This window comes from Blastococcus sp. SYSU DS0828, from assembly GCF_054050975.1.
This window is the reverse complement of sequence record NZ_JBJHAK010000011.1, coordinates 97112-120882: the sequence shown is the minus strand read 5'-3', so window position 1 is coordinate 120882 and position 23771 is coordinate 97112. Positions and strand designations below refer to the sequence as shown.

The 23771-nt window shown below is 75.2% G+C and carries 26 protein-coding genes; 9 read left to right on the top strand and 17 right to left on the bottom strand.

The genetic code is table 11. The features are described 5' to 3' along the window. Positions 1-9: 9 nt before the first annotated feature. Both ACI79Q_RS11280 and ACI79Q_RS11275 read right to left on the bottom strand, forming a co-directional pair. A complete protein-coding gene (locus tag ACI79Q_RS11280) occupies positions 10-495 on the bottom strand; it encodes an SRPBCC family protein (protein WP_456614705.1) in 486 nt (161 codons plus the stop codon). Then, positions 492-848, bottom strand: a complete 357-nt coding sequence (locus ACI79Q_RS11275) for an ArsR/SmtB family transcription factor (RefSeq protein ID WP_456599631.1) — start codon at positions 846-848, stop codon at positions 492-494. The genes ACI79Q_RS11280 and ACI79Q_RS11275 overlap by 4 nt, the downstream gene beginning before the upstream one ends. A gap of 162 nt (positions 849-1010) precedes the next feature. Between ACI79Q_RS11275 and ACI79Q_RS11270 the strand changes: the two genes are divergently transcribed. Then, the gene (locus tag ACI79Q_RS11270) at positions 1011-1484 is read left to right on the top strand and encodes a hypothetical protein (protein WP_456599632.1); all 474 of its coding nucleotides are present in this window, start codon (positions 1011-1013) and stop codon (positions 1482-1484) included. Positions 1485-1486: 2 nt separating this feature from the next. On the opposite strand, the gene ACI79Q_RS11265 is transcribed toward ACI79Q_RS11270, so the two are convergent. Then, positions 1487-2785, bottom strand: a complete 1299-nt coding sequence (locus tag ACI79Q_RS11265) for an amidohydrolase family protein (protein ID WP_456614704.1) — start codon at positions 2783-2785, stop codon at positions 1487-1489. Positions 2786-2856: 71 nt separating this feature from the next. Here ACI79Q_RS11265 and ACI79Q_RS11260 point away from each other — a divergent pair, with 71 nt between their 5' ends. From ACI79Q_RS11260 to ACI79Q_RS11250, 3 genes are read left to right on the top strand one after another with little or no spacing between them, the layout of a single operon-like run. After that, positions 2857-3534 carry a DedA family protein gene (locus ACI79Q_RS11260; protein WP_456591184.1) on the top strand — a complete coding sequence of 226 codons (678 nt, stop codon included), beginning with the start codon at positions 2857-2859 and terminating at the stop codon, positions 3532-3534. Further along, positions 3531-4202 (top strand): HAD-IA family hydrolase, encoded by a 672-nt coding sequence (locus ACI79Q_RS11255; RefSeq protein WP_456591183.1) that lies wholly within the window; start codon positions 3531-3533, stop codon positions 4200-4202. Before ACI79Q_RS11260 ends, ACI79Q_RS11255 begins: the two co-directional genes overlap by 4 nt. Then, positions 4199-4822, top strand: coding sequence for an alpha/beta hydrolase family protein (locus ACI79Q_RS11250; protein ID WP_456614703.1), 624 nt, complete (start codon positions 4199-4201; stop codon positions 4820-4822). The genes ACI79Q_RS11255 and ACI79Q_RS11250 overlap by 4 nt, the downstream gene beginning before the upstream one ends. A gap of 10 nt (positions 4823-4832) precedes the next feature. On the opposite strand, the gene ACI79Q_RS11245 is transcribed toward ACI79Q_RS11250, so the two are convergent. The 5 genes from ACI79Q_RS11245 to ACI79Q_RS11225 all read right to left on the bottom strand — a co-directional run bounded on the left by ACI79Q_RS11245 (position 4833) and on the right by ACI79Q_RS11225 (position 11677). Further along, positions 4833-6413, bottom strand: a complete 1581-nt coding sequence (locus ACI79Q_RS11245) for a DUF222 domain-containing protein (RefSeq protein WP_456614702.1) — start codon at positions 6411-6413, stop codon at positions 4833-4835. 213 nt (positions 6414-6626) lie between these two features. Continuing rightward, positions 6627-7727: an SRPBCC domain-containing protein gene (locus ACI79Q_RS11240; protein WP_456614701.1), complete on the bottom strand. Its 1101-nt coding sequence runs from the start codon at positions 7725-7727 to the stop codon at positions 6627-6629. Positions 7728-7821: 94 nt separating this feature from the next. Further along, the gene (locus ACI79Q_RS11235) at positions 7822-8679 is read right to left on the bottom strand and encodes an FAD binding domain-containing protein (protein ID WP_456591179.1); all 858 of its coding nucleotides are present in this window, start codon (positions 8677-8679) and stop codon (positions 7822-7824) included. After that, positions 8676-11144: a xanthine dehydrogenase family protein molybdopterin-binding subunit gene (locus ACI79Q_RS11230; protein ID WP_456614700.1), complete on the bottom strand. Its 2469-nt coding sequence runs from the start codon at positions 11142-11144 to the stop codon at positions 8676-8678. Before ACI79Q_RS11230 ends, ACI79Q_RS11235 begins: the two co-directional genes overlap by 4 nt. Beyond that, entirely contained in the window at positions 11141-11677 is a 537-nt protein-coding gene (locus tag ACI79Q_RS11225) for a (2Fe-2S)-binding protein (protein ID WP_456599638.1), read from the bottom strand. The genes ACI79Q_RS11230 and ACI79Q_RS11225 overlap by 4 nt, the downstream gene beginning before the upstream one ends. A 359-nt stretch (positions 11678-12036) precedes the next feature. Here ACI79Q_RS11225 and ACI79Q_RS11220 point away from each other — a divergent pair, with 359 nt between their 5' ends. Beyond that, complete coding sequence (locus ACI79Q_RS11220) at positions 12037-12492, top strand: hypothetical protein (protein ID WP_456613554.1); 456 nt, start codon at positions 12037-12039, stop codon at positions 12490-12492. On the opposite strand, the gene ACI79Q_RS11215 is transcribed toward ACI79Q_RS11220, so the two are convergent. From ACI79Q_RS11215 to ACI79Q_RS11195, 5 genes are all read right to left on the bottom strand, one after another. Then, entirely contained in the window at positions 12414-13730 is a 1317-nt protein-coding gene (locus tag ACI79Q_RS11215; RefSeq protein ID WP_456599640.1) for an MFS transporter, read from the bottom strand. The two genes, ACI79Q_RS11220 and ACI79Q_RS11215, sit on opposite strands and share 79 nt — an antisense overlap. Before the next feature lie 49 nt (positions 13731-13779). Beyond that, positions 13780-15108, bottom strand: coding sequence for a GAF domain-containing protein (locus ACI79Q_RS11210; RefSeq protein ID WP_456614699.1), 1329 nt, complete (start codon positions 15106-15108; stop codon positions 13780-13782). A 68-nt stretch (positions 15109-15176) separates the two neighbouring features. Next, a complete protein-coding gene (locus ACI79Q_RS11205) occupies positions 15177-16442 on the bottom strand; it encodes a multidrug effflux MFS transporter (RefSeq protein WP_456599641.1) in 1266 nt (421 codons plus the stop codon). 106 nt (positions 16443-16548) lie between these two features. Then, positions 16549-17958, bottom strand: a complete 1410-nt coding sequence (gene mftF / locus ACI79Q_RS11200) for a mycofactocin biosynthesis glycosyltransferase MftF (RefSeq protein WP_456614698.1) — start codon at positions 17956-17958, stop codon at positions 16549-16551. Then, positions 17955-18509 (bottom strand): cysteine hydrolase family protein, encoded by a 555-nt coding sequence (locus ACI79Q_RS11195; protein WP_456614697.1) that lies wholly within the window; start codon positions 18507-18509, stop codon positions 17955-17957. Before ACI79Q_RS11195 ends, mftF begins: the two co-directional genes overlap by 4 nt. 138 nt (positions 18510-18647) lie before the next feature. On the opposite strand from ACI79Q_RS11195, the gene ACI79Q_RS11190 reads away from it, so the two are divergent. Next, on the top strand, positions 18648-19658 hold the full coding sequence (locus tag ACI79Q_RS11190; protein ID WP_456614696.1) for an iron-siderophore ABC transporter substrate-binding protein: 1011 nt from the start codon (positions 18648-18650) through the stop codon (positions 19656-19658). A gap of 36 nt (positions 19659-19694) precedes the next feature. Here the strand turns inward: ACI79Q_RS11190 and mftE are convergent, their stop codons facing one another. Further along, a complete protein-coding gene (mftE, locus tag ACI79Q_RS11185; protein ID WP_456591169.1) occupies positions 19695-20390 on the bottom strand; it encodes a mycofactocin biosynthesis peptidyl-dipeptidase MftE in 696 nt (231 codons plus the stop codon). A 33-nt stretch (positions 20391-20423) separates the two neighbouring features. On the opposite strand from mftE, the gene ACI79Q_RS11180 reads away from it, so the two are divergent. Beyond that, entirely contained in the window at positions 20424-20801 is a 378-nt protein-coding gene (locus ACI79Q_RS11180; protein WP_456599643.1) for a YchJ family protein, read from the top strand. Positions 20802-20839: 38 nt separating this feature from the next. After that, positions 20840-21319 (top strand): pyridoxamine 5'-phosphate oxidase family protein, encoded by a 480-nt coding sequence (locus tag ACI79Q_RS11175; protein WP_456591167.1) that lies wholly within the window; start codon positions 20840-20842, stop codon positions 21317-21319. Positions 21320-21361: 42 nt separating this feature from the next. Here ACI79Q_RS11175 and mftC read toward each other — a convergent pair whose 3' ends face one another. Genes mftC through mftA form a run of 3 tightly spaced genes read right to left on the bottom strand, consistent with a single transcriptional unit; the run spans position 21362 to position 23045 of the window. Next, the gene (gene mftC, locus ACI79Q_RS11170) at positions 21362-22588 is read right to left on the bottom strand and encodes a mycofactocin radical SAM maturase (RefSeq protein ID WP_456591166.1); all 1227 of its coding nucleotides are present in this window, start codon (positions 22586-22588) and stop codon (positions 21362-21364) included. Further along, positions 22585-22902 carry a mycofactocin biosynthesis chaperone MftB gene (mftB, locus tag ACI79Q_RS11165; protein ID WP_456613559.1) on the bottom strand — a complete coding sequence of 106 codons (318 nt, stop codon included), beginning with the start codon at positions 22900-22902 and terminating at the stop codon, positions 22585-22587. The genes mftC and mftB overlap by 4 nt, the downstream gene beginning before the upstream one ends. Before the next feature lie 8 nt (positions 22903-22910). Beyond that, positions 22911-23045 carry a mycofactocin precursor MftA gene (gene mftA, locus ACI79Q_RS11160; protein ID WP_456591164.1) on the bottom strand — a complete coding sequence of 45 codons (135 nt, stop codon included), beginning with the start codon at positions 23043-23045 and terminating at the stop codon, positions 22911-22913. 117 nt (positions 23046-23162) lie between these two features. Here mftA and mftR point away from each other — a divergent pair, with 117 nt between their 5' ends. Beyond that, positions 23163-23747 carry a mycofactocin system transcriptional regulator gene (mftR, locus tag ACI79Q_RS11155; protein WP_456591163.1) on the top strand — a complete coding sequence of 195 codons (585 nt, stop codon included), beginning with the start codon at positions 23163-23165 and terminating at the stop codon, positions 23745-23747. Positions 23748-23771: the final 24 nt, after the last annotated feature.

Below are 23771 nucleotides of genomic sequence, written 5' to 3'. Positions count from 1 at the left end.
GCGTGCGGGTCAGCTGCGGGCGAGCAGGTCGTCGAGCTTCTCGTAGCCCTCGTTCACGCCGACCTCCATGCCGCTCGCGAGCATCGCGTCGCGGCCGGCGAAGGAGTCGCACAGCGAGGTCGTGGTCAGCCGGGTGCGGCCGTCGCCGAGGTCCTCCAGGCGCAGCCTCTCCAGGACGACCTCGTCGGGCATGCCCTCGTACGTGAACGTCTGCACGATCAGCTCGTCGGGGCGCACCTCGTGGAAGCTGCCGTAGAAGGCGTACTCCTCGCCGTCCTGGCTGTGGACGTAGCGGTAGGAACCACCCGTCCGGCAGTCGTAGCGGTCGATCGTCATCTCGAGGCCCCGCGGGCCGAGCCACTGGACGACCAGGTCGGGCTCGGTGTGGGCGCGGAAGACCTTCTCCCGCGGCGCGTCGAACTCCCGCGTGATGCGGATGAGCGGGACGTCCGGATCGGCGGCGATCTGGGTCTCGCGGTGGGTGCTCGTGGTCATGAGGGGCTTCCTTCCTGGGACGGGGCTGGGGCGTCCGGCATGGTTCGCAGGACGTCGTCCAGCCGGCGGTAGCGCTCCTCGGCCTGGCGCCGGTAGCGCTCGATCCACTTCGTCATGAGGTCGAAGACCTCGGCCTCGAGGTGCACCGGGCGGCGCTGCGCCTCCCGGCTCCGGCTCACCAGGCCGGCGTCCTCCAGCACCTTCAGGTGCTTGGAGACGGCCTGGACGGTCACGTCGTAGGGCGCGGCGAGCTCGCCCACCGTGGCGTCGCCGACCGCGAGCCGCGCCACGATGTCCCGCCGGGTGGGGTCGGCCAGGGCCGAGAACACCCGGGAGAGCGGATCCGCCACCACGTCACATCCTTTCTCAACCTCTCGGTTGACGAAGACGCTAGGCCGCACCTCCGAGCTTTGTCAACCGGTCGGTTGAGGAATGTGTCGTCCGCCCGAGGGCGGAGGGTGCGGATCAGCCCGGCGACCGACGCGCGCTGACGGCGGGAGGACCGACGCTCCCCCATGGACACGAAGAAGGCAGTGCTCGGGACGGTGGCCGGAGTGGTGGCGGTCGGCGCGGTGGCCGTGGCAGGGATCGTGGTGACCATGCCGGCGGGCGTGGACGGGCCCGGGGCGATGCTGGCGGAGCTGCAGGGTCACACCGAGACGTCGGACCACGCCGACGCCGACGACGCCCCGCGCGGGGACGTGCCGGGCTGGACCCGCCCGGTGGGGCACGACGTCACCGTCGTCCGACCCGGCGAGGCCGCCGGCGACGACTCCGGCAGCGTGCGGGCGGAGATGACGCTGGACGAGGGAGCTCGACCGCCGGCGGACTGCACCGCGCTCCCCCAGGTGGGCATGCCTTTCGACGGCGGCGGGAACTGGCCCGATCTGGGCGACGAGGCGCAGCTCTGCGAGGGCTGGGTGACCGTCGTCCTCGGCGACCGGCTCTACACCTGGACCGGCGACGACCTGCAGGCCGCGGCGGGCTGAGCTCAGCCCGCCGCGAGCCGGGCGGCGCGGGCAGCGACGTCGGCACGCAGCGCCGCGACGTCGACCGTGGTCGAGACGCCGTCGCGCACGACGGGGCGGCCGCCCACCCACACGTCACGGACGTGCCGCCCCGCGCCGGACCACACCAGGTGCGCCAGCACGTCGGCCGGGTCGCCGACCGGCTCGAACACCAGGTCCCGGGTGTCGACGTGCACCAGGTCGGCCCGCCGGCCCGGGGCCAGCTGACCCAGGTCCGGGCGGCCGAGGGCGTCGGCCGCTCCCCCGGTCGCCAGCCAGAACGCCTCGGCCGCCGTCAGCGCCGTCGCCGACCGCTCACGCAGCCGCGCCATCCCCGCGGCCAGCCGCAGGTCGGCGAAGAGGTCCAGGGAGTCGTTGGACGCGGGGCCGTCGGTGCCCAGCCCCACCCGGATGCCGCGGTCGAGCATCGGGCGCACCGGTGCGACGCCGCTGGCGAGCTTGGCGTTGCTGGCCGGGCAGTGGGCGACGGCGACGTCGTACTCCTGCCAGAGCTCGAGGTCGCCGTCGTCCATGTGCACGCAGTGCGCGGCGAGCACCCGGCCGCCCAGCACGTCGTAGGAGGCGAGCAGCGCGGGCACCGACAGCCCGTGCGCGGCCAGCAGGTCGGCGCCCTCGGTGGCGGTCTCGGCGACGTGCAGGTGCAGCAGCAGGTCATGCTCGCGGGCGGCCCGCGCGGCGTCGGCGAGCACGGGGAGCGGAACGGTGTAGGCCGCGTGCGGGCCGATGCCGTACTCGATCGTCCCGTCGCCGGGCGCGCCGGCGGCGAGGGCCACGGCGGCGCCGAGCTGCTCGGCCAGCGGCGGCATGCCCGGGAGCGCCAGCAGCGGCGTGGCGACGACCGCCCGGGCACCGGTGGTGGTGACGGCGGCGGCGATCCGCTCGGGGTGGAAGTACATCTCCACGCTGGTGGTGACGCCGTTGCCGAGCAGCTCCGCCGACGCCGCGGTCATCGCGACCTCGACGTCCTCCGGGGGGAGCCGGCTCTCGCGCGGCCACATGACCTCGCGCAGCCAGCGGTCCAGCGGCAGCCCCTCGCCCTGCCCGCGGAACAGCACCATCGGCGCGTGCGAGTGGGCGTTGACCAGGCCGGGGGTGAGCACCCCGGGCAGCGCGACGACGTCGGCGTCCTCGACCGGGGGCGCCTCGGTGGCCGGCCCGACCCACGCGATCGCACCGTCCGCGACGTCCAGGACGCCGTCGGGGACGACCGACCCGGCGCGGTCGCCGACGACGAGTGCCCGGGCGGTGAAGCGCTGCCGCATGGTCCCGAACCTAGCTCCGCGCCGGCCCAGGGGCGCGGCGGCGGGCGGAGGGCGCCGATACCGTGGAGCCCATGTCGTTCCTCGCCGCTGCGGCCTCCGACGAGGGTGGCATCACCGGCTTCCTGCTGGACCTGGTCGAGACCCTCGGGCCGGTCGGGGTCGGGCTGTCGATCCTCCTCGAGACGGTCGTCCCGCCCATCCCGAGCGAGGCGGTCCTCGGCCTGGCGGGCGTGCTCATCAACGACGGCCGGATGTCGATCGTCCCGGTGATCATCTTCGCCACCCTGGGCTCGCTGCTGGGCGCGATCTTCTTCTACTACGTCGGGCGAGCGCTCGGGCCACGCCGGTCGCACGCCTTCCTCGACCGGCTGCCGCTGGTGGAGACCGAGGACGTCGACCGGACCTTCGCCTGGTTCGAGCGGCACGGCCGCGCCGCGGTCTTCCTCGGCCGCATGGTGCCGATCGTGCGCAGCTTCATCTCGGTGCCCGCCGGGGTGGTGCGGATGCCGCTGGGGCAGTTCCTGCTGTTCACCGCGGCGGGGAGCCTGATCTGGAACACCGTCCTGGTCACCCTGGGCGTGGCGGCCGGCGACTTCATCTACGAGAACCTGCGGTACCTGGACTACGTGGTCGTGGCCGCCGTGGTGCTGGGCGTCTCCTGGTTCGTCTACAAGAAGGCCACCGGGAGGATGCGCCGGCCCCCGCAGGCCGGGAAGCACCTGGACGAGGACTGGGACCCGACATCGTGATCCGGCATCGCCCCGAGGTCGTCGCCTTCGACGTCAACGAGACCCTGCTGGACCTCGCGCCCGTCCGTGCCACCCTGGTCGAGTCAGGGGAGCCCGAGGCGCTGCTGGGCACCGTGTTCGCCCGCACGCTGCTCACCGGCTTCGCGGCGGCCGCCGTCGGTTCGTGGTGCCGGTTCCGGGACGCCTTCGACGCCGCGCTGGCCCAGGAGAGCGGTCTGTCGGCCGACCAGCGCGCGACCGTGGCCGACGCCTTCGGGGAGCTCGCGCCGCACCCCGACGTCGAGCCCGCGCTGCGCCGGCTGGCCGAGGCCGGGGTCCGGGTCGTCACGCTGTCCCACGGCTCGCCCGGCGTGGCCGAGGCGGGGCTGGAGCGGGGCGGGATCACGCCGCTGGTGGAGCGCAGCATGACGAGCGAGACCATCCGCGCCTGGAAGCCGTCACGGGAGGTGTACCTGTGGGCGGCCGGCGTCTGCGACGTGGCGCCGGAGCGGATGGCGCTCGTCGCCGCGCACGGCTGGGACGTGCTGGGCGCGCAGCGGGCGGGGCTCACCGGCGCGTGGTTCCCCCGGAGCGAGCGGGTGTTCCCCGCGGTGTACGGCGAGCCCGACGTCGCCGCCCCTGACCTCCCCGGCGCGGTGGACGCGCTGCTGGCCCTCCCGCCGCGGTGACCGCCTTCGACATCGGGACGCCGCACGGCCCGGCCCGCGCCCACCTGACCGACGGCGGAGCCCGCGGGACGCTGCTGCTCGGGCACGGGGCCGGGGGTGGGGCCGACTCGGCCGACCTGCAGGCGGTCGCCCGCGACGCCGCCGAGGGCGGGTGGCGGGTGCTGCGCATCGAGCAACCGTGGCGCGTGGCGGGGAAGAAGATCGCCCCGGCGCCGGCCCGCCTGGACGAGGGCTGGTGGGCGGTGCTGGCGCACCTCTCGGGGTCGGGGCACCTGACCGGTGCGCTCGTGGTCGGGGGGCGCAGCGCCGGGGCGCGGGTGGCCTGCCGCACCGCGGGACAGGTCGGCGCCGACGGCGTGCTCGCGCTGGCGTTCCCGCTCCATCCGCCGGGCCGGCCGGAGAAGAGCCGGGCGGACGAGCTCGCGGGCGTGACCGTCCCGGTCGTCGTGGTGCAGGGCGAGCGGGACGCGTTCGGTTCGCCGGCCGAGGTGGCCGCGGTGCTGACCGGCCGGGGCAGCGCATCGGTGTACGCCGTCCCCGGTGACCACTCGCTGAAGAAGAACCCGGACCTCGTCGGCGCGGCCGCCGCCTCCTGGCTCGCCGAGGTGCTCCCGGGCTGACCGCTCGGGGTCAGAACGGTGGTGGGTCCTCCGCCGGTGGTGGCGGTGGTGGTTGCGGTGGTGCGGTGAGGACGCGATAGCCGGGTGGTCGGCTGGTGCGGCTGACCCCGGTGGGGGTGATGACGGTGAGGACGCCGTCGTCGCTGAGCGTGTGGGTCCAGCCGGGGGCGAAGGTCTTGAGCCGGTGGTGGTGGCGGCACAGGCAGCACAGGTTCTCGCAGGCGGTGGCGCCGCCGTCGGCGTGCGGGATGACGTGGTCGAGGTCGGCCCAGCCGGCGGGCACGGTGCAGCCGGGGTGCCGGCAGGTGCGATCCCGCGTTGCGAGGAAGCGTTGCTGGGCGGCCGAGGGCCGGTAGCGGTCCACCGGACCCGGTGGGCCGAGCAGCGGGCAGCCGCACGCCTGGTCGGGGTGGTCGGGGTGGTCGGGGCAGCCGCGGGTGGCCAGCTTCTCCAGCTCGGCGCGGCCGGTGACCGCCCGCAGTCTTCCGGTGGCGTCGGTGAGCGCGATCTGCAGGCTGCCGCCGGGTGGGGCCTGCACGCCTGCGGCATCCAGGGCGGCGAGTAGTTCGCGCAGGTGGGCGGCGGTGATCGGCTCCCCGTCCACCTCCCCCACCGGCGCGGGCGGGCCGCCTGCGGCCGCTTCCCGCGCTGTGTCGGTGAACGCGGCCGGCAGTGATGCATTAGAGGCGAGGAAACCCGCCGGGGTGAGCGCGGACAGCGGGGCCACCACCGTGAGATGTGCGGTCACCGATGGCTGCTGCTGCCAGGGGCGCAGCAGCAGATCGATGAGGGCTCCGGTGCGCAGCATGCCGATCGGCCGGGCATCACCGGCGTCCTTCGCCGCCCGGGCATGGGCATCGACCGCCTGGCGGCAGGCGCGGGCCTCGGGGTGGGGCAGCAGGGCGCGCAGCTCGCTCATCCCGTCCCCGACCGGGCGCACCGTCACATCCGCTGCCCGCCGACGGGCCCGTCGGCGCCGGTCGGCCGCGGCGGCGTCGCGGGCGATCAGCTCGGCGCGCACCGCCTCCCGCAGCTTCCCCACCCCCAACTCGGTGGCGGTGGGCAGGACAGCGGCCTCCACGGCGGCGATCACGCCCGGGTCGGTGTCCCGCCCGGTCGCAGCGACCTCCGCGGCCATCGCCCGGGCACGGGGCCAGTCCAACCGCCCCAGCCGCAGCCGTGTGTACGTCGCGGGCAGCAGCGTGGTGAGCACCTCGGCGTGCTCCAGCTGCGTCACCGCCGCCGTCCGGCTGCAGTTCTGCACCGCAGCCAGCTCATCGGGCACGAACTCACTGACCTCTGGCGGCCCCACGGTGCCGGCGCGCTCGCCGCCGGGCAACGGATCGGCCGGAGCCGGGCGCGCCGCGGCCAGATCCATCACCAGCTCCACCCGCAACGCCGCCAACTGCGCCTCCGCGGCCACGATCTGACCCAGCAGCTCCGCCGCCTCCGCCGCACCCCGCCGGGCCGGCAACCACGCGCTCAACGGTTCACCCAACCGCGGCAACGGATCAGGGTCGGCCAGCTCCCACTCCGACGGCGAGCTCACCGGCATCACGGTCACCCCGACCGCGAACCCGACCACCGACATACCCGCAGGTTAGGACGGGGGTACGACAGTTTCCGCAGGCGAGAGCCCGGCGACCAAATCACGGCTGCCCGTCCAGGCGCCGAGGCAGGGCTGAGCGGAACCGGGGCAGCGGCTCGGTCGTGCCGCACCGAGGGATCGACCGACGCGGCGCCGCCGCCCGGAGGTCATGCCCCGGACCCGGAACCCGGAACGTGACGGACCGGTCCGACGGCCTCAGCGACGACGGCGGCGCCGTACGACGAGGGCGACGACCAGCACCAGCGCGGCGACCCCGGCAGCCGGGGCGGCGTAGCGGGACAACGCGGCCCCTCCGGCCACCTCCAGCAGGTCGATCGGCTCCGGCTCGGTCGACGCCGGACGCGGTCGCTCCGCCGGGGCGGCGTCAGGCACGCTCCGTAGCGGCGCACCCGTGGCCGGGCGCCCGGGCGGAGCGGTGTTGCCGGTGGGCGGCCCGCTGGGCGCCTTGCCCGCCGGCGCGGTGTCGGCGGCCTTCTCGGCGGTCACCTTGGCCGCGGTCTCCTTCGCCGGGGTCTCCGTGGTCGCCGTCTCCTTGCCCGCGGCCGCCTTCTTCGCCGGCGCGGCCTTGGCGGGCGCCGCCTTCGCGGCGGCCTTCTTGGCCGGGGCCGCCTTCTTCGCCGGGGGCTCCTCGGCCGCGGCGCTGACCTTGTCGGTCGCCGACGCGGCCGCCTTCTTGGTGGCGGCGGCGGCCTTCTTGGCCGCCGTCCCCTCGCCGGCGGCCTGTTCCGCCGAAGCGGCCACCTCCTCGACCACGCCGGTGGCCGTCGCCGCCGCCTTCGCCGCCGGGCCGGCATCCGCCGCCGGGCCGGCCTCCGCCGACGCGGCCGCGCGGTCGGCGTCGCCCTGCGCGTCGCCCTCACCGAGCTGGGCGGCGAGCTTGTCGGCGAACTGCCCCAGCAGCTTGTTGCCGACGTCGGTCATCACGCCGCGCCCGAACTGGGCCGGACGCCCGGTGATGTTCAGGTCGGTGAGCACGTCGACCCGCGTGACCGAGCCCTCCGCGCGGAGGTTGGCGGTGACCACCGCCGCCGCCGTCCCGTTGCCCCGCTGGTCCTTGCCCCGGGCGTCGATGACCGCCCGGTGCGCGGCCTCGTCCTTCTCGATGAACGACGCCTTCCCCTGGTAGGTCAGGTTGATCGGCCCGAGCTTGACCTTCACCCGCCCGGTGAAGTCGTCACCGTCGACGGAGTCCAGCGCCGCGCCGGGCATGCACGGGGCGATCCGCTCGATGTCGAGCAGCACCCGCCAGGCCTCGTCGACGGGCACCGGGACGGTGAACGAGTTCTCCAGCTGCACGGGTCAACCTCCGGGTGACGGACTGGCACGGCCCCCTTGCAGGGACCCGGCGCGAGCCTGCGAGTGCTGGGGGGCAAGGGGGTCCTTCGACAAGCTACAGCCCCGCGGCGGCCGTCACCGCCCGGCGCGTGAGGACGGTCGCCAGGTGCTGCCGGTAGTCCGCCTGCGCGTTGAGGTCGCTGCTCGGCTCGGTCCCCTCGGCGGCGCGGGCGGACGCCGCGGCGATCGCCTCGGGCGTCGCCTCGGCCCCGGACAGCGCGGCCTCCACCGCGCCGGCCCGCAGCGGCGTCGGGCCCATGTTGGTCAGCCCGATCCGCGCCTCGGCGATGTGCCCGTCCTCGCGGCGCACCGCGGCGGCCACCGCGACGATCGACCATGCCTGCGCCACGCGGTTGAACTTCTCGTACCGCATGCCCCACTGGCCGGCGAGCTTCGGCACCCGCACCTCCACCAGGAGCTCGCCCTCCTCGACGGCGGTGGTGAGGTAGTCGACGAAGAAGTCGGCGGCACCGACGGTCCGGCGCCCCCCGGGCCCGGCGATCACGAACTCGGCGTCGAGCGCCAGCGCCACGGACGGCAGGTCCCCGGCCGGGTCGGCGTGCACGAGGGCCCCGCCGAAGGTGCCCCGGTGGCGCACCTGCCGGTCGGCCACCGTGCCGGTGGCCTCGGCGATCAGCGGGACGTGCTGCGCGATCAGCGGGTCGGCGAGGACGTCGGAGTGGGTGGTCATCGCGCCGATGACGATCGCGTCGCCGTCGTCCCGCACCCCCCGCAGCTCGGCGACCCGCCCCAGGTCGACGACGGTCTCCGGCGCGGCCAGCCGCAGCCGCATGACCGGGATCAGCGACTGCCCGCCGGCGAGGATCTTCACGTCCTCCCCGCCGGAGGCGATGGCCTCCAGCGCCTCGTCGACGCTGGTCGGACGCGCGTACTCGAACGGCGCGGGGATCACTGGGCACCTCCGGAGGTGGACGGGGCGTCGGTGGAGTCGACGGCCTGCGCGTTCGTCCGGGCCGATGCCCGGTCGCCGCCGTCGCCTCCGGCGTGGATGGCCCGCCAGACCCGTTCGGGGGTCAGCGGCATCCGGATGTCCTGCACGCCCAGGTGCCGGACGGCGTCCAACGCGGCGTTGACCACCGCGGGCGTCGAGGCGATGCAGCCGGCCTCCCCCACGCCCTTGGCGCCGATCGGGTTGCCCGGCGCTGTGTGCACCGTGTTGCCGGTGTCGAAGTGCGGCAGGTCCGATGCCGCGGGCACCAGGTAGTCGACGAAGGTGCCGGTGGTGAGGTTGCCGTCGGCGTCGTAGACGGCCTCCTCGTACAGCGCCTGGGCGATCCCCTGCGCCAGCCCGCCGTGCACCTGCCCCTCGACGATCAGCGGGTTCACGATCGTGCCGACGTCGTCGACGCAGGCGTACTTGCGGATCCTCACGAACCCGGTCTCGGTGTCGACCTCCATGGCGCACAGGTGCGTGCCGTGGGGGAAGGAGAAGTTCTCCGGGTCGAACGTCGCCTCGGCGTCGATCGAGGGCTCGATCCCCTCCGGGTAGTCGTGCGCAGCGAAGATCGCCAGCGCGATCTCCTGGATGCCGAGCCCGGTGCCCGGCGTCCCCCGCACGGAGAACTTCCCGCCCTCGAAGTCGAGGTCGTCCTCGCTGGCCTCCAGGAGGTGCGCGGCGATCTTGCGGGCCTTGGCGATCACCTTGTCCGCCGCCTTGACCACCGCCGAGCCGCCGACCACCAGCGACCGGGAGCCGTAGGTGTCCAGGCCGCGGGAGGCGATCGCAGTGTCCCCGTGCAGCACCTCGACGTCCTCGAACGGCACGCCGAGGGAGTCGGCGACCAGCTGGCTCCACGCCGTCTCGTGGCCCTGGCCGTGCGGCGTCGAGCCGGTGACGACCTCGACCTTGCCGGTGGGCAGCATGCGGATCGCCGCGTGCTCCCAGCCGCCGGCGCCGAAGGAGAGCGAGCCGAGCACCCGGGAGGGGGCCAGCCCGCACATCTCGGTGAAGGTGGAGATGCCGATGCCCAGCTGCACCGGGTCGTTCGACTCCCGCCGCCGCTGCTGCTCGGCGCGCAGCTCGTCGTACCCGAGCAGCTCCAGCGCCTGTTGCGTCGCGGTGTCGTAGTCACCGCTGTCGTACGCCAGCCCGGCCACCGTGGTGAACGGGAACTCCTCGGCCTTGATCCAGTTCTTGCGGCGCAGCTCGAGGGGGTCCATGCCGAGCTCGACGGCGAGCTCGTCCATGATCCGCTCGATCGCGAACGTGGCCTCCGGGCGACCGGCGCCGCGGTAGGCGTCGGTGGGCACCTTGTTGGTGAACACCCCGTCGCACTCGAACCGGTAGGCCGGGAACTTGTAGATGCCCGGGAACATGAAGGCGCCCAGGGCCGGAACACCGGGAGTGATCAGCCGCAGGTAGGCGCCCATGTCGGCGAGCAGCCGCACGCGCAGGCCCTTGAGGTTGCCCTCGCGGTCGGCGGCGACGTCGACGTACTGGATCTGGTCGCGCCCGTGGTGCGCCGTCATCAGCGACTCGCTGCGGGTCTCGGTCCACTTGACCGGCTTGCCCAGGCGCCGGGCGATCAGCAGGCAGAGGATCTCCTCCGGGTTGACCTGCAGCTTCCCGCCGAACCCGCCGCCGACGTCGGGGGCGACCACCCGCAGCTTGTGCTCGGGGATGCCGGTGACCATCGCCGCCATGACCCGCAGGATGTGCGGGATCTGGGTGGCCGACCACATCGTGTAGTTGTCGCCCTGCGGCTGGACGACGACCGAGCGCGGCTCCATGAACGCCGGGATCAGCCGCTGCTGGATCAGCCGCCGGCTGACGACGACGTCGGCGTCGGCGAACGCCTGCTCGGTGTCCGCGCCGGTGCCCATCTCGCCGGCGTCGAAGACGAAGTGGTAGCTGGTGTTGGACTCCAGGTGGTCGTGGACCAGGTCCGCGCCGTCCTTCACCGCCTCCTCCATGTCCAGCACCACCGGCAGCGGCTCGTAGTCGATGTCGGCGAGCTCGACGGCGTCCTGCGCCGCGGTCTTGCTGCGCGCCACGATCACCGCGACCGCCTCGCCGACGTGGTTGACCTGGTCGACGGCGATCGACGGGTGCCCGGGGTTGACCATGTCCGGGGTGACCGGCCAGGCGCAGGGCAGCGAGCCCTGCTCCTCGGCGAGGTCCTGACCCGTGTAGACGGCGATGACGCCGGGCGCCTCCCGGACGGCGCTGACGTCGACGTTCGTGATCCGCGCGTGCGCTACGGGTGAGCGCACGACCGCGAGGTGCAGCATCCCCGGCAGCACCATGTTGTCGGTCCAGGTGGTCTCGCCGGTGATCAGCCGGGCGTCCTCCTTGCGGCGGCGCGCCTTGCCGATCTCGGGGGACGGGGCGCCGGTGCGCTCCTCCACGGCGGTCATGCCTGCCCCACCACGTGCGGCGCGGCGGCGGTGTCGACCGCCGCGGGCGAGACGGAGCCGCTGCCGGTGCCACGCAGCTCACCGGCGGCCTGCTGCACGGCGCGGACGATGTTCTGGTAGCCGGTGCAGCGGCAGAGGTTGCCCTCGATGCCCTCCCGCACCTCGTCCTCGCTCGGGTCGGGGTTGTCCTGGAGCAGGTCGATCGAGGCCATGATCATCCCGGGGGTGCAGTAGCCGCACTGGAGCCCGTGCAGCTCGTGGAAGGCCTTCTGCACCGGGTGCAGCTCGCCGTCGCGGGCGACGCCCTCGATGGTGGTCACCTCGGCACCGTCGGCCTGGACCGCCAGCACGGTGCAGCTCTTCACGGCCTCGCCGTCCAGGTGGACGGTGCAGGCACCGCAGTTGCTGGTGTCGCAACCGACCACGGTCCCGACCTTGCCGAGCTGCTCCCGCAGGTAGTGCACGAGCAGTGTCCGGGGTTCGACGTCGTCCTGGTAGGACGTCCCGTCCACCCGCACGCTGATCCGGGTCATCAGTCCTCCGCCTCGTTGCAGGGGTCCCTCGTTGCAGACCGCGCCCACGGTCGACCGTGGACCTGCCGCGGAGTCTGACCCGAAAGGAGTGACTTTGGCCACGCTTAACTGCACGCGGGCCTGCCCGGATCCGCCGGTGGGAGACGGAGTCCCCCGGAAAGACCAGGATTTCCGGGCGCTCCGGTGGTGGACGGCCGCGGCACCGCCGGCGGGACAACGTTGCGTCCCCGTTGCAGCTCACCGCGCGCGGCACGGCCGTCCGGAGCAGAAAGGGGGCGGCAGGCGTGGTGCCGGGACCCGGGTCTACCTAGTCTCGGCCGATGATGCCGGTGACCGCGCGCTCCCGGGAGCGGTGACCCGTGGGATCCGTGGTGCCGCTCCGGCCGCAGCCCTGGTTCGCCCGTCGCCGACGGCGGTCGTTCCTGCGGACGGCGCGGCTCGACGCGGTGGGCTGGGGCGCCCTCCTCGGGGCCTGCTCCGCCGCTGCGGCGGCGTCCGTGCCGGTGCTGCGGCCGACGGGGTGGCCGCTACCGGCCCGGGCCGGTGCGGGGGCCGCGGCGGTGGTGACCGCGCTCGTGGTGCTCGACCGCCGCAAGTGGCGGGCCATGGAGACCGGGTTCTCGTTCACCGACGACCCGGCGCTGACCGCCGCGGTGGTCGACCGGCTGGTCGCCGACGGGCTCCCCGCCCGCCTGGACGAGGGCCCCGGGAGGCCGGGGATCCGGTACGCGAACCGCTACGGCCGGCGGATCGAGACCGCGCTCGGGGCACTGCTGTCCCCGCGGACCGACGAGTCCCAGGGCGCGGAGGCGTAGGCCTCCGCGGAACGGGCCCCCGCGCCCGGCGCGTCCCGGCCCGCCCGCTCACGGCGGCGGAGGACGGCGGAGATCGCGAGCGGGATCAGCCCGGCGGCCGCCAGCCCGGCGCCGACGGCGCTGGGCGCCCGGTAGCCGAGGCCCGCGGCGATGACGAGCCCGCCGGCCCAGGCGCCGAGGGCGTTGGCCATGTTCAGGGCCGAGTGGTTGAGGGCGGCCCCGAGCATCTGCGCCTCCCCCGCGGTCTCCATCAACCGCAACTGCAGCAGGATCGCCAGGGTCGAGCCGCTGACCGAGACCAGGAAGACACCGGCCACCAGGCCGGGCACCCAGGACGCGACTACGGCGACCACGGCGAGCAGCACCATCAGGGCCACCAGGGCGCCGACGAGCGAGCGGAAGAGCGACCAGTCGCCCAGCCGCCCGGCCAGCGCCGTCCCGATGATCCCGCCGATCCCGTACACCAGCAGGACCACGGGCAGGGTGCCCCGGGAGAGGCCCGCGACGTCGGTGACGACCGGGGCGATGTAGCTGTAGAGCGCGAACATGCCGCCGAAGCCGACGACGCCGACCCCCAGGGTCAGCAGCACCTGCGGCCGGCGCAGCGCGCCCAGCTCGCCCCGCACCGTCGCGTCGGGCCGCCCCGGTGACGGTGGGACGACGACGAGCACGGCCGCCACCGTGGCCGCGGCCAGGACGACCACCAGCCAGTACGACGCCCGCCAGCCGGCCGCCTGCCCCAACCAGGTCGCGGCCGGGACGCCGGCGACCAGCGCGACGGCCAGGCCGAGCATCACCGAGCTGACCGCGCGGCCGCGGAGCCGCGGCGCGACCAGCGACGCGGCGACCAGCGAGGCCACGCCGAAGTAGGCGCCGTGCGGCAGGCCGGCGAGGAACCGGGCGCCCAGCAGCGTCGGGTAGCCCGGCGCCAGGGCGGTGAGCACGTTGCCGACCAGCAGGGCAACCATCAGGCCGACCAGCAGCGCGCGCCGGGGCAGGCGGGCGCTCATCGCCGCGATCACCGGGGCGCCGACCACGACGCCGAGGGCGTAGGCGGAGATGACGTGGCCGGCCGAGGGGATGTCGACGCCCACGCCCTCGGCGATGTCGGGCAGCAGGCCCATGGTCACGAACTCGGTGGTGCCGATCGCGAACCCGCCGAGCGCCAGCGCCACGATGGCCACGACGACCCGGACGGGGCTCAGGGGTGGTCGGTCGACGAAGGGCGCTGCGGTCACGCCAGCTGCGAAGTCGTGAGCAGCCCTCAGCATTCCCGCGCCGGGCGGGTCAGCGCGTGCGACCGGCCAGCCGCAGGCGGTGCAGGTGCGCCGTCACCGCCGCCCGGCGGGGCGAGCCCGCCGGGAGGACCTCGCACAGCGCCTGCCAGACCCCGGCGTCCTCCCGCACCTCGGGCAGCTGGGCGAGGCGCAGCAGCTGGTCGGGGCGGCGCCCGGTGAGCACCGCCCGGCGGAGCACCGCCAGCAGTCGGTCGCGGGCCTGCCGCACCCCCGGCGCCTGGGAGCCGGGCAGCACCGGCCCCGCGTAGTGCTCCAGCGCGGCACCGACCTCCCCGCGCGCGACGAGCCGGCGCACCTGCTCCACGTCGGTGTGCAGCCGGCCGACCAGGCGGTAGGGGCGGGACGCGAGCAGCTCGCTGCCCACCAGGCGGCGCAGCCGCGACAGCTCCGCCCGCACCGTGACGGTCGCCGCGGATCCGGCGTGCACCTCGTCGGCGAGCTGGGCGGCGTCCCGGCCCTGCCCCGAGGCGGCCGCCTCGGCCAGCAGGAACAGCAGCTCCGAGTGGCGGACAGACAGCTCCAGCGGTCCGCCGGGCAGCAGCAGCCGGGCCCGCTCCCGGCCGAGCACCTCCAGGCGCGCCGCCGCCGGTGCGGGCGCCCCGGTGGCCGGGCCGGCGGCGAACCGCTCCCGGTTCAGCCAGCGCAGCTCCGACTCGACGGCGGCCACCGTCGCGCGGACGAGGGTGAGCACGTGCGGGCTGGCCACGTGGTCGCCGCCGGTGACGTCGATGACGCCGAGCAGCGCACCGGTTGCCGGGTCGTGCACCGGCGCGGCCGAGCAGCTCCAGGGCTGCACCGAGCGCCGGAAGTGCTCGCTGCCGTAGATCTGCACGGCGGAGTCGACAGCCAGCGCCGTCCCGGGCGCGTTCGTGCCGGCCACCTCCTCCGACCAGCGGGCGCCCGCCACGAAGTTCACGCCCTCGGCCTGCGCCCGCAGCCGGTGGTCGCCCTCCACCCAGAGCATCCGCCCCGCGGCGTCGGTGACCGCCACGATCATCCGGTCGGCCTCGGCGTCCTGCACCAGCAGCCGGCGGATCACCGGCAGCACCGGCGCCAGCGGGTGGGCCGCCCGGTAGGCGAGCAGGTCGGCGTCCAGCAGCTCCACGGGGGGCAGCCCGCCGTCGGGGTCCACGCCGCTGCCGAGGGAGCGCCGCCACGAGTCGCGGACGACCGGGCGGACGGCGTCGTCGACGGGCAGCGCACCGGCGGTGACCAGGCGTTCGTGCGCCGCGCGCAACCGGCGCGTGCGGGCGGCCGACGGCGACCCGTCGGGCAGCGCCAGCCACGGGTTGACGGCGGTGGTCACCGGCCGCGCCACGGGGAGTCGCTCATCTCCCGGTCATCGTGGCCGCTGCCGGCGGTTTCCACCAGAGCGGCCGGCGCGGGTCAGTGCGCCGGGGCCGCCGCCGCATCCCCGGCCGGCAGCTGCCACGGCCGGACGACGGCGGCCAGCACGACGATCGCCAGGACCAGCGCCGTGACGACGACGAGGCCGATCGCCACCGCGTCGTTGCCCAGGAGGCCGACGACCGGGGAGACCGCCGCGCCGACGCCGAACTGGATGGCGCCCAGCAGGGCCGCCGCGCTCCCGGCCGCCTCGCCGTGCCGGGACAGCGCCAGCGCCGGGGCGTTGGGCAGCGCGAGCCCGCACGCGAACAGCACCGCCCACAGCGCCCCGGTGACGGCGACCAGGCCACCGGTCCCCGTGCCGGCCAGCCCGACCAGCGCGGCGCCGGCGAGCGCGCCGGCCACGGTGCCGGCCACGAGGAGCGTCTGCGGCGACCAGCGGCGCAGCAGCAGCGGGTTGAGCTGGGTGGCGGCGATCAGCCAGAACGCGCCGGCGCCGAACAGCAGCCCGAACTGCTGCTCGTCGAGCCCGAACTGGTCCTGGTAGACGAACGCGGAGCCGGAGACGTAGCTGAACAGCCCGGCCATCGTGAGGCCGGCGACCAGCACCAGCCCGACGTAGACGCGGTCGCGCAGCAGGCCGCGGTAGACCCGCAGCGTCCCGAGCACCCCGGCGCTGCTCCGCCGCGCGGGCGGCAGGGTCTCCCGCAGCGTCGCCCACCCGACGACCAGCAGCAGCAGGCCGTAAGCCGCCAGCACGCCGAACACCCCGCGCCAGGTGGTGAAGCGCAGGATCTCCCCGCCGATGGTGGGCGCCAGCACCGGCGCGGCGCCGAGCACCAGGAACAGCCGGGAGAGCATCGTCGCCGCGGCGCGGCCGTCGTAGAGGTCGCGCACCACGGCGAGGGCGATGACCGCGCCGGAGGCGGCGCCCACGCCCTGCAGCACCCGCAGCGCGCCGAGGACGGCGATGGTCGGCGCGACGAGCACGAGCAGCGAGGCGACGACGTGCAGCGCGGTGCCGGCCAGCAGCGGCCCGCGGCGGCCGTACGCGTCCGACAGCGGGCCGAGCACCAGCTGACCGAGCGCCAGGCCGATCAGCGTGCCGGTGAGGGTCAGCTGCACGGTCGCCGAGGTGGTGAGCAGGTCACTGGTGATGCTGGGCAGCGCCGGCAGGTACATGTCGATGGTCAGCGGGCCGAGGGCGACGAAGGCGCCGAGCGTCAGCGCGGTGCGGGCGGCGCCCGGTCGCGCGGGCGCATCGGGGGTCGCCTGCGGCTGGGGGCGGTCCTGGGTAGTGGTCACGGGTTTCCCGTCGATCGGTGCTGAGCGGGACCCACGCTGGTCGAACCGCAGTACGACGCCGTGCAAGGCGCGAGGCCCGCCGTGCATTCCGCGGCCGGGCGGGTCGTCAGCGGGGTGGGCGCGTCGGCAGCAGGGGCCGGACGTCGCGGGCCCGCACGGCCCCGGCCCACAGGCCCGCCCCGTAGGCGAGGTCGTCGAGCCGCCGGGCCAGGAGGTGACGAACCGGTCCGACCCGGCCCCGGTGCGGCGCCCAGGCCAGCAGCCCGTCGGCGAGCGCCGCCGCCAGCACGGCCCTGCGCACGCGCCGGGAGGCGATCGCCCCGGCGGCGGCCACCGGCCAGTGGTGCCGGGTGGCCGCGCGGGTCAGCGCCCGGCCCGACGCGGCGAGGCCGCGCACCACGAGGCCGGTGGCGAGCACGGCCGGGGCGGCCTCCCCCGGCCGGGCCAGCCGGCGCGCGAGCCGGGCCGCGGTGACCCCCAGCACGGCGACCCCGGCCGCCCGCCCCCACCGACCACCGGCGAGCAGCAGCGCCCAGGTGAGCGCCGTCTCCGGCGCGATCACCAGGGGCGACACCGCCGACCCGTGCCGCGCGGCCAGCAGGGCGGCGCCGGTGCCGTAGAAGGCGCGCCGCCGCAGCCAGTCTGCGGTGCGCGCCGGGTGCTCGTGCGCGACCTCGGCCGCCGGTACGTACCGCACCCGCCAGCCCGCCGCGGTCAGCCGCCAGACCAGGTCGACGTCCTCGGCGACCCGCATCGCCTCGTCGAAGCCCGGGCCCAGGGCCGACCGGCGCACCAGCAGCGCCGCGCTCGGCAGGTAGGACACCGCCGACAGCGGCCGCACCGCCGCCGGCTCCGGGCCCATGTCCAGCGCGCCGGCGACGTCCTCGTAGGGGCTCGTCCACCCGCGTGCCGCGCCCGCCAGCGGCACGATCCGGGGGGCCACCACGGCCAGCCGGGGATCGGCCAGGTGCGGCCGCAGCCGGCCCAGCCAGCCCGGGAGGGGGACGCAGTCGGAGTCGAGGAACGCGACCAGCTCGGTGCCTGCCGCGGCCAGGCCGGCGTTGCGGGCAGCCGCCGGGCCCCGGGACACCTCGTACCGGAGGACGCGGACGCCGTCGGGAGCGGTGACCGGCACCGCCGAGCCGTCGTCGACGACGACCACGGGCACAGCCGCCGTCCGCGGATCGGCGCGCAGCGCGGCGAGCAGCCGGCCAAGCCCGGCCGGTCGGTCCTTCACCGGGACGACGACGGTCACGTCCGCCCCGCCGGCGTCCGGCGGCGGCTCCGGGTGGGCGAGGCCGGCGTCGAGGAGCCGCGCGGCCAGGGCGGCACCGGTCGCGTCGCCGACCACCAGGCGGTCGGCGGCCAGCAGCCCCGCCGCGCGCGGGGACAGCCGGATCAGCCGCAGCGGGGAACCCCCGAGCAGGGTCGCGCCGCCGTCGCGCCGGCGGGTGCGCGGGTCGAGCCGCACGGCGAACCCGTCGGGCAGCCGGCGCTCCGGCGGGGCGGGGATCATCCCTGCGCCAGGACCTCGTCCGTCGTGGCGAAGGAGACCAGGGGGGCGTAGCCGGCCATCACCTGCAGGGCCCGCTCGTGCTGCTGGTCGCCCGCCCCGGCGCACGCGTCGGTGACCACGCGGACGTGCACCCCCGCGTCGGCCGCCGGGAGCACGGTGGAGATGACGCAGCAGTCGGTGGCCACCCCGGCGACGGTGAGCGGCCCCTCGCCGACCACCTCGGCCAGCCGCGGCCCCCACTTGCCGAACGTGGTGGCGTCCACGACCGGGGCGCCGCCCGGGTCCTCGACGAGCTGGTAGCACCGCGCGTCGGGGGGCTGCAGCGCGAAGTCGTACTGCGCGTAGTACTCCTTCCACGCCCCCACCGGCTCCGCGGGCGCCACGAACCGGGTCCAGACCACCCGCTCGCCGAACGCCTCGACCAGCCGGCGGACGCGCGGGCGGATCTCCTCGAACCGCGGCGCGGTCCACGGCGAGTCCTGCTCGCCGAAGACGTGCTGCAGGTCGATCACGACCAGCCAGCCCTCGCGGCCCTCGATCGCCCCGCTCATGCCCGGCCCTCCTCGCGCGTCGGTGCCCTCGGCTCCCGCCGTACGGGTCCCGCGACAGTAACGATCCGGTCCCGGCCACCCCGCTCCCAGGTTCGTGTGCTTAGGTCACCCTTACCTGATCCGCCAAGGAGTTGTGTCATGCCTTTTCCTTCCGCCCTCCGGGGTGCTGCCGCGCTCGCGGCCACCGCTTTCGTCGTCACCGGCTGCGGTTCCGGCGACGAGCCCGCCACCTCCGACGGCGGGGCGGCCGGGAGCACGACCGGGAACTCGTCGTCGGCGTTCCCGGTGACGGTGGAGACCGCCTTCGGCGAGGTCACGGTCGAGGAGGAGCCCGAGCGGGTGGTGGCGCTCGGCTGGTCCGACGCCGAGACCGCCCTCGCGCTCGGTGTGGAGCCGGTGGGCGCCAGCGACTGGCTGGCGGTCGGCGGCGAGGACGGCCTCGGCGACTGGGTCGAGCAGGGCTACGCCGAGCCCCCCGTGATCATCGGCACGCTCGAGCCGAGCTACGAGCAGATCGCGGCGCTGCAGCCCGACCTCATCCTCGACACCCGCTCGTCCGGCGACCAGGAGCGCTACGACCTGCTGAACGAGATCGCCCCGACGATCGGTCAGCCCGAGGGCGTCGGGCCGTACCAGACGACCTGGCAGCAGCAGCTGGAGATGATCGGCGAGGCGCTCGGCAGGAGCGAGGAGGCCGACGAGCTCGCGGCCGAGGTCGAGGCGGCCTTCGAGCAGGCCCGGGAGGAGCACCCCGAGTTCCAGGGCACCGAGGTCGCCGTCGGCGCCTACTCCGCCGAGGGCTGGAACGTCTACCTCACCGGCGACTCGCGGGTGCAGTTCATGGAGCAGCTCGGCTTCGAGAACAAGGCCGAGATCGAGGCGCTGGCGACCGAGAACTTCTTCGTGCCCATCGGCGAGGAGCAGCTCAATCTGCTCGACGCCCAGCTGACCGTGGTCTTCCCGATCTTCGTCGAGGCCTCGGCGTTCACCGGCAGCCCGGTGTGGCAGTCGCTGCCCGCCGCCCAGGAGGGTCGCGCCGTCGTCCTCGACGACCTGACGCTGCTCAACGCCTTCTCCAGCGCCTCGGCACCGGGCCTGCTGTACGCGATCGAGAACAGCGTGCCGCTGTTCGCCGACGCCCTGAACTGAGCGGGCCACCACCTCCGGCGCGGGGCGGTTCCGGGATCACTCCCGGAGCCGCCCCGCGTCGTCGATGCGCCAGGTCGCCACGGCGGCAGCCAGCCGGCCGGCCAGGTCCGCCACCAGCTCCGCCCCCTCGCCCGCCGACGCGCCCGCCGGGTCCCCGAGCACCCCGTTCGGGCTGACCGCCCGCACGCCCTCGGCGCGCATCCGGGGCAGCAGCTCCCGCAGCGGCGCCGTCTCCCCCGCCTCCGCCCGTTCCCGGCGGACCCCAGCAGGTTCCACGTGCAACATGAGCGACGTCTCCGTGCGGCCGGCGTGGGCGTCGCCGCCGGCAACGGCGAGCGGCCACCAGGCCACGTCCCGCCCCTCGGCCCGGAGCAGCGGCACCGCCGCCCGCAGGGCGGAGTAGTTGCCCCCGTGGCCGTTGACGACCAGCAGCCGCCCCGCCCAGCGGCAGGCCGATCGCCCGTACTCCACGAGCACGGTCGTCAGCGCCTCCGTGCCGATCGACACCGTGCCCGGGAACCCCTCGTGCTCCCCGCTCGCCCCGTAGGGGATCGCCGGGGCGAGCAGCGCGCCACCGATCCCGGGCACCGCGGCCTGCGCCACCGTCTCCGCCGTCCGGGTGTCGGTCGCCAGCGGCAGGTGCGGGCCGTGCTGCTCCACCGATCCCAGGGGGACGACGAGGAGCGGCCGCTCGGGCAGCTCCGACCAGGTGGCGTCGCCGAGGGAGGTCACCGGCCCAGCCTCGCACGACGGCAGACTGGCCCCATGGCTCCCCGACGCTGCCCGTGCGGCACCGGCCTGCCCTACGCCGAGTGCTGCGGACGCCTGCACGCCGGCGAGGCGACGGCGGCCTCCGCCGAGCAGCTCATGCGGTCGCGGTACAGCGCCTTCGCCGTCGGCGACGCCGGCTACCTGCTGACCAGCTGGCACTCCACCACCCGGCCGGCGTCGGTGGAGCTCGATCCGCAGGTGCGCTGGACCGGCCTGGACGTGCTCGCCACCACCGGCGGCGGGCTGCTCGCCACCGAGGGGACCGTGGAGTTCCGCGCCTGGTACGTCGCCGGCGGCGAGCGCGGCAGCCAGCACGAGATCAGCCGGTTCGTCCGGGAGGACGGCGCCTGGCGCTACCTCGACGCGCGCTGAGGGGTGTCGGGCGGGACCACCGTGGGCACCAGCCCGGCATGAGTACCGAGGACACCCGCAAGGTCGCCGAGCTGATCAAGGGGGAGCGCTTCGGCTTCCTCACCACCATCGCCCCCGGCGGCAAGCTGACCAGCCGGCCGATGACGCTGCAGGAGGTCGAGTTCGACGGCGACCTGTGGTTCTTCGCCGAGCGCGGCTCCCACCCGGTGGCGCACATCGCCGCGCAGCCCCAGGTGAACGTCGGCATCGGCTCCGGCGGCACCTGGGTGTCGCTCACCGGTCACGCCGTCGTGGTGGACGACCTGGCCAAGAAGAAGGAGCTGTGGAACGGCGGCGTCGAGGCCTGGTTCCCGAACGGCCCCGAGGACCCCGACGTCGTGCTGATCAAGGTCGAGGGCGACTCGGCGGAGTACTGGGACAGCCCGGGCGGCCGGCTGGCCACCGCGTTCAGCTTCGTGAAGGCCAAGGCCACCGGCGAGCGGATCGACGCGGGGGAGAACAAGAAGGTCGACCTCTAGCAGCGGCCGCCCGGCGCCGGCCCCGCGGGCCGGCGCCGGGGTTCAGCGCAGGTCGAGGCCCGCCAGGGGCGACTCGTCGCAGGCCTTCGCCGGCGGCAGCGCGGGCATGCCGAGCAGCGTGGGCTGCCCGCGGACCGGGCCCTTGTGCGAGTGGTCGATGTGGCTGCGCGGGGTGACCAGCTCGACGTCGCGGGCCGCCAGCGCCGTCTCCCCGTAGCCCTGCACGCACTCGGGGTCGGGCCCGTCCAGCGGCAGCCCGGTGAAGAACTTCGCCGCCATGCAGCCGCCGCGGCAGGCGTCGAAGTGCGCGCACTTCGTGCAGGCGCCGCCGGTCTGCGGGCTGCGCAGGTCGGCGAACAGCTCGCTCTCCTGCCACACCTTCCGGAAGCCGCCGGGTGAGCGCACGTTGCCGGCGAGGAAGTTCTCGTGGATGGCGAACGGGCAGGCGTAGACGTCGCCCACCGGGTCGATCAGGCAGACCACCCGGCCGGCGCCGCAGAGGTTGAGCCCCGGCAGCGCCTCGCCGAACGCCGACAGGTGGAAGAACGAGTCGCCGGTCAGCACGCCCTCGCCGTTGGCCAGCAGCCAGTCGTACAGCTCCCGCTGCTGCTGGGCCGTCGGGTGCAGCTGGTCCCAGACGTCGGCTCCGCGGCCCGAGGGGCGCAGCCGGGTGATCCGCAGCTGGGCGCCGAAGGAGTCGGTGAGCGCCTTGAACTCGTCCAGCTGGCCGGCGTTCTCCCGGGTGACGACGACGGAGACCTTGAAGTCCTTCATCCCGGCCTCGGCCAGGTTCTCCAACGCCCGGATCGCGGTGGCGTAGGAGCCGGTGCCGCGGACGCGGTCGTTGACCTCGGCGGTGGCGCCGTCCAGGGAGATCTGCACGTCGACGTAGTCGGTGCGGGCCAGCTGCGCGGCCCGCTGCTTGTCCAGCTTGACGCCGTTGGTGGAGAACTTGACCCCGACGTCGTGGCCGATGGCGTAGTCGAGCAGGTGCCAGAAGTCCGGCCGCACCGTGGGCTCGCCGCCGCCGACGTTGACGTAGAAGACCTGCATCCGCTGCAGCTCGTCGATGACCGCCTCGGCCTCGGCGGTGGAGAGCTCGCGCGGGTCGCGCCGGCCCGACGAGGACAGGCAGTGGGCGCACGCCAGGTTGCAGGCGTAGGTGAGCTCCCAGGTCAGGCAGATCGGGGCGTCCAGCCCGTACTCGAACTGGTCGATCAGCCGCCCGCCGGTGGGGCGCTCGGGGCGGGCGGGCAGCACTGCGGTCACTGGGTCTCCCGGCGTTCGATCATCTGCGAGCGGGCGAGGTCGGCCAGCGCCTTCACGTAGGCGCCGCGCTGGGCGTCGGGGACGCCGCACGCGGTCAGGGCCGCCGCCGCGCTGGGGTGGTCGCCCAGCGCCTCGACGACCGCGACCAGCGTCTTCGACTTCAGGAACGACAGCTTCCGGTTGCCGAAGTGGTAGACGAGCGCGCCGAACGGCTCCGGCCGCAGCGCGACGGAACGGGCCCGGCGCCAGGGCAGCTCCGCGTCGAAGCCGGCGGCCGTCCCGGTCGCCGGGCCGGTCCCGTTCGTCGTCGGCACGGCGTCGATCAGTACACGCCGCACATGCCGTCGATGGAGACCTCCTCGACGAGCGACTCCTCGACGAGGGCCTCCTCGGTGGCGGGGGCCTCGGGGGTCCGGAACTCGGCGGCGGCGACGTCGGTCTGGGTGGGCTCGGGCATGGGGGCCTCCGTGAACGCGGTCACATGGTCGAGGCGGACGTTAGTGACACCCGGTGCCAGGAGCAAGAGCGGGGTCGGCGGGCGCCGGGCGCCACGCCCACCGGGCAGAATGCGCGCGTGGTGGAGACGAGGACGGCGCCGGCGGGGCGCGCCCGTGTCGAGCGCGCGGCCCTGGACCTCTTCACCGTGCGCGGCTTCGAGGAGGTCACCAGCGACGAGGTCGCCGACTCCGCCGGCATCAGCCGCCGGACCTTCTTCCGCTACTTCCCCACCAAGGCCGACGCCGTGTGGGGCGACTTCGCCGGTCACGTCGCCCGGCTCCAGCAGCTGCTCGCCGCGGCCGACCCGGCGCAGCCGGTGCTCACCTCGGTCTGCGCGGCGTACCTCGAGGTCAACGACTACCCGGCAGCCGAGCTGCCGCTGCTGCGGGAGCGCATGCGGCTGATCCTCACCGAGCCCGCCCTGCTGGCCCACAGCCAGCTGCGCTTCGCCGAGGTCGACCGGGTCGTCGCCCAGCACGTCGCCGCCCGGACGGGCAGCTCCCCCAGCGGGCTGCTGCCCCGCCTGGTCGCGGCGAGCACGCGCGCAGCGGCGACGACGGCCTTCGAGGCGTGGCTCGCCGACGACGCGTCGTCCCTGACCGGGCACCTGCACCTGGCGTTCGACGAGATGGCGGCGGGCTTCCCCAGCCTGCGCGGCTGACCCGTCCGGGCGGCCGGTGTGGTC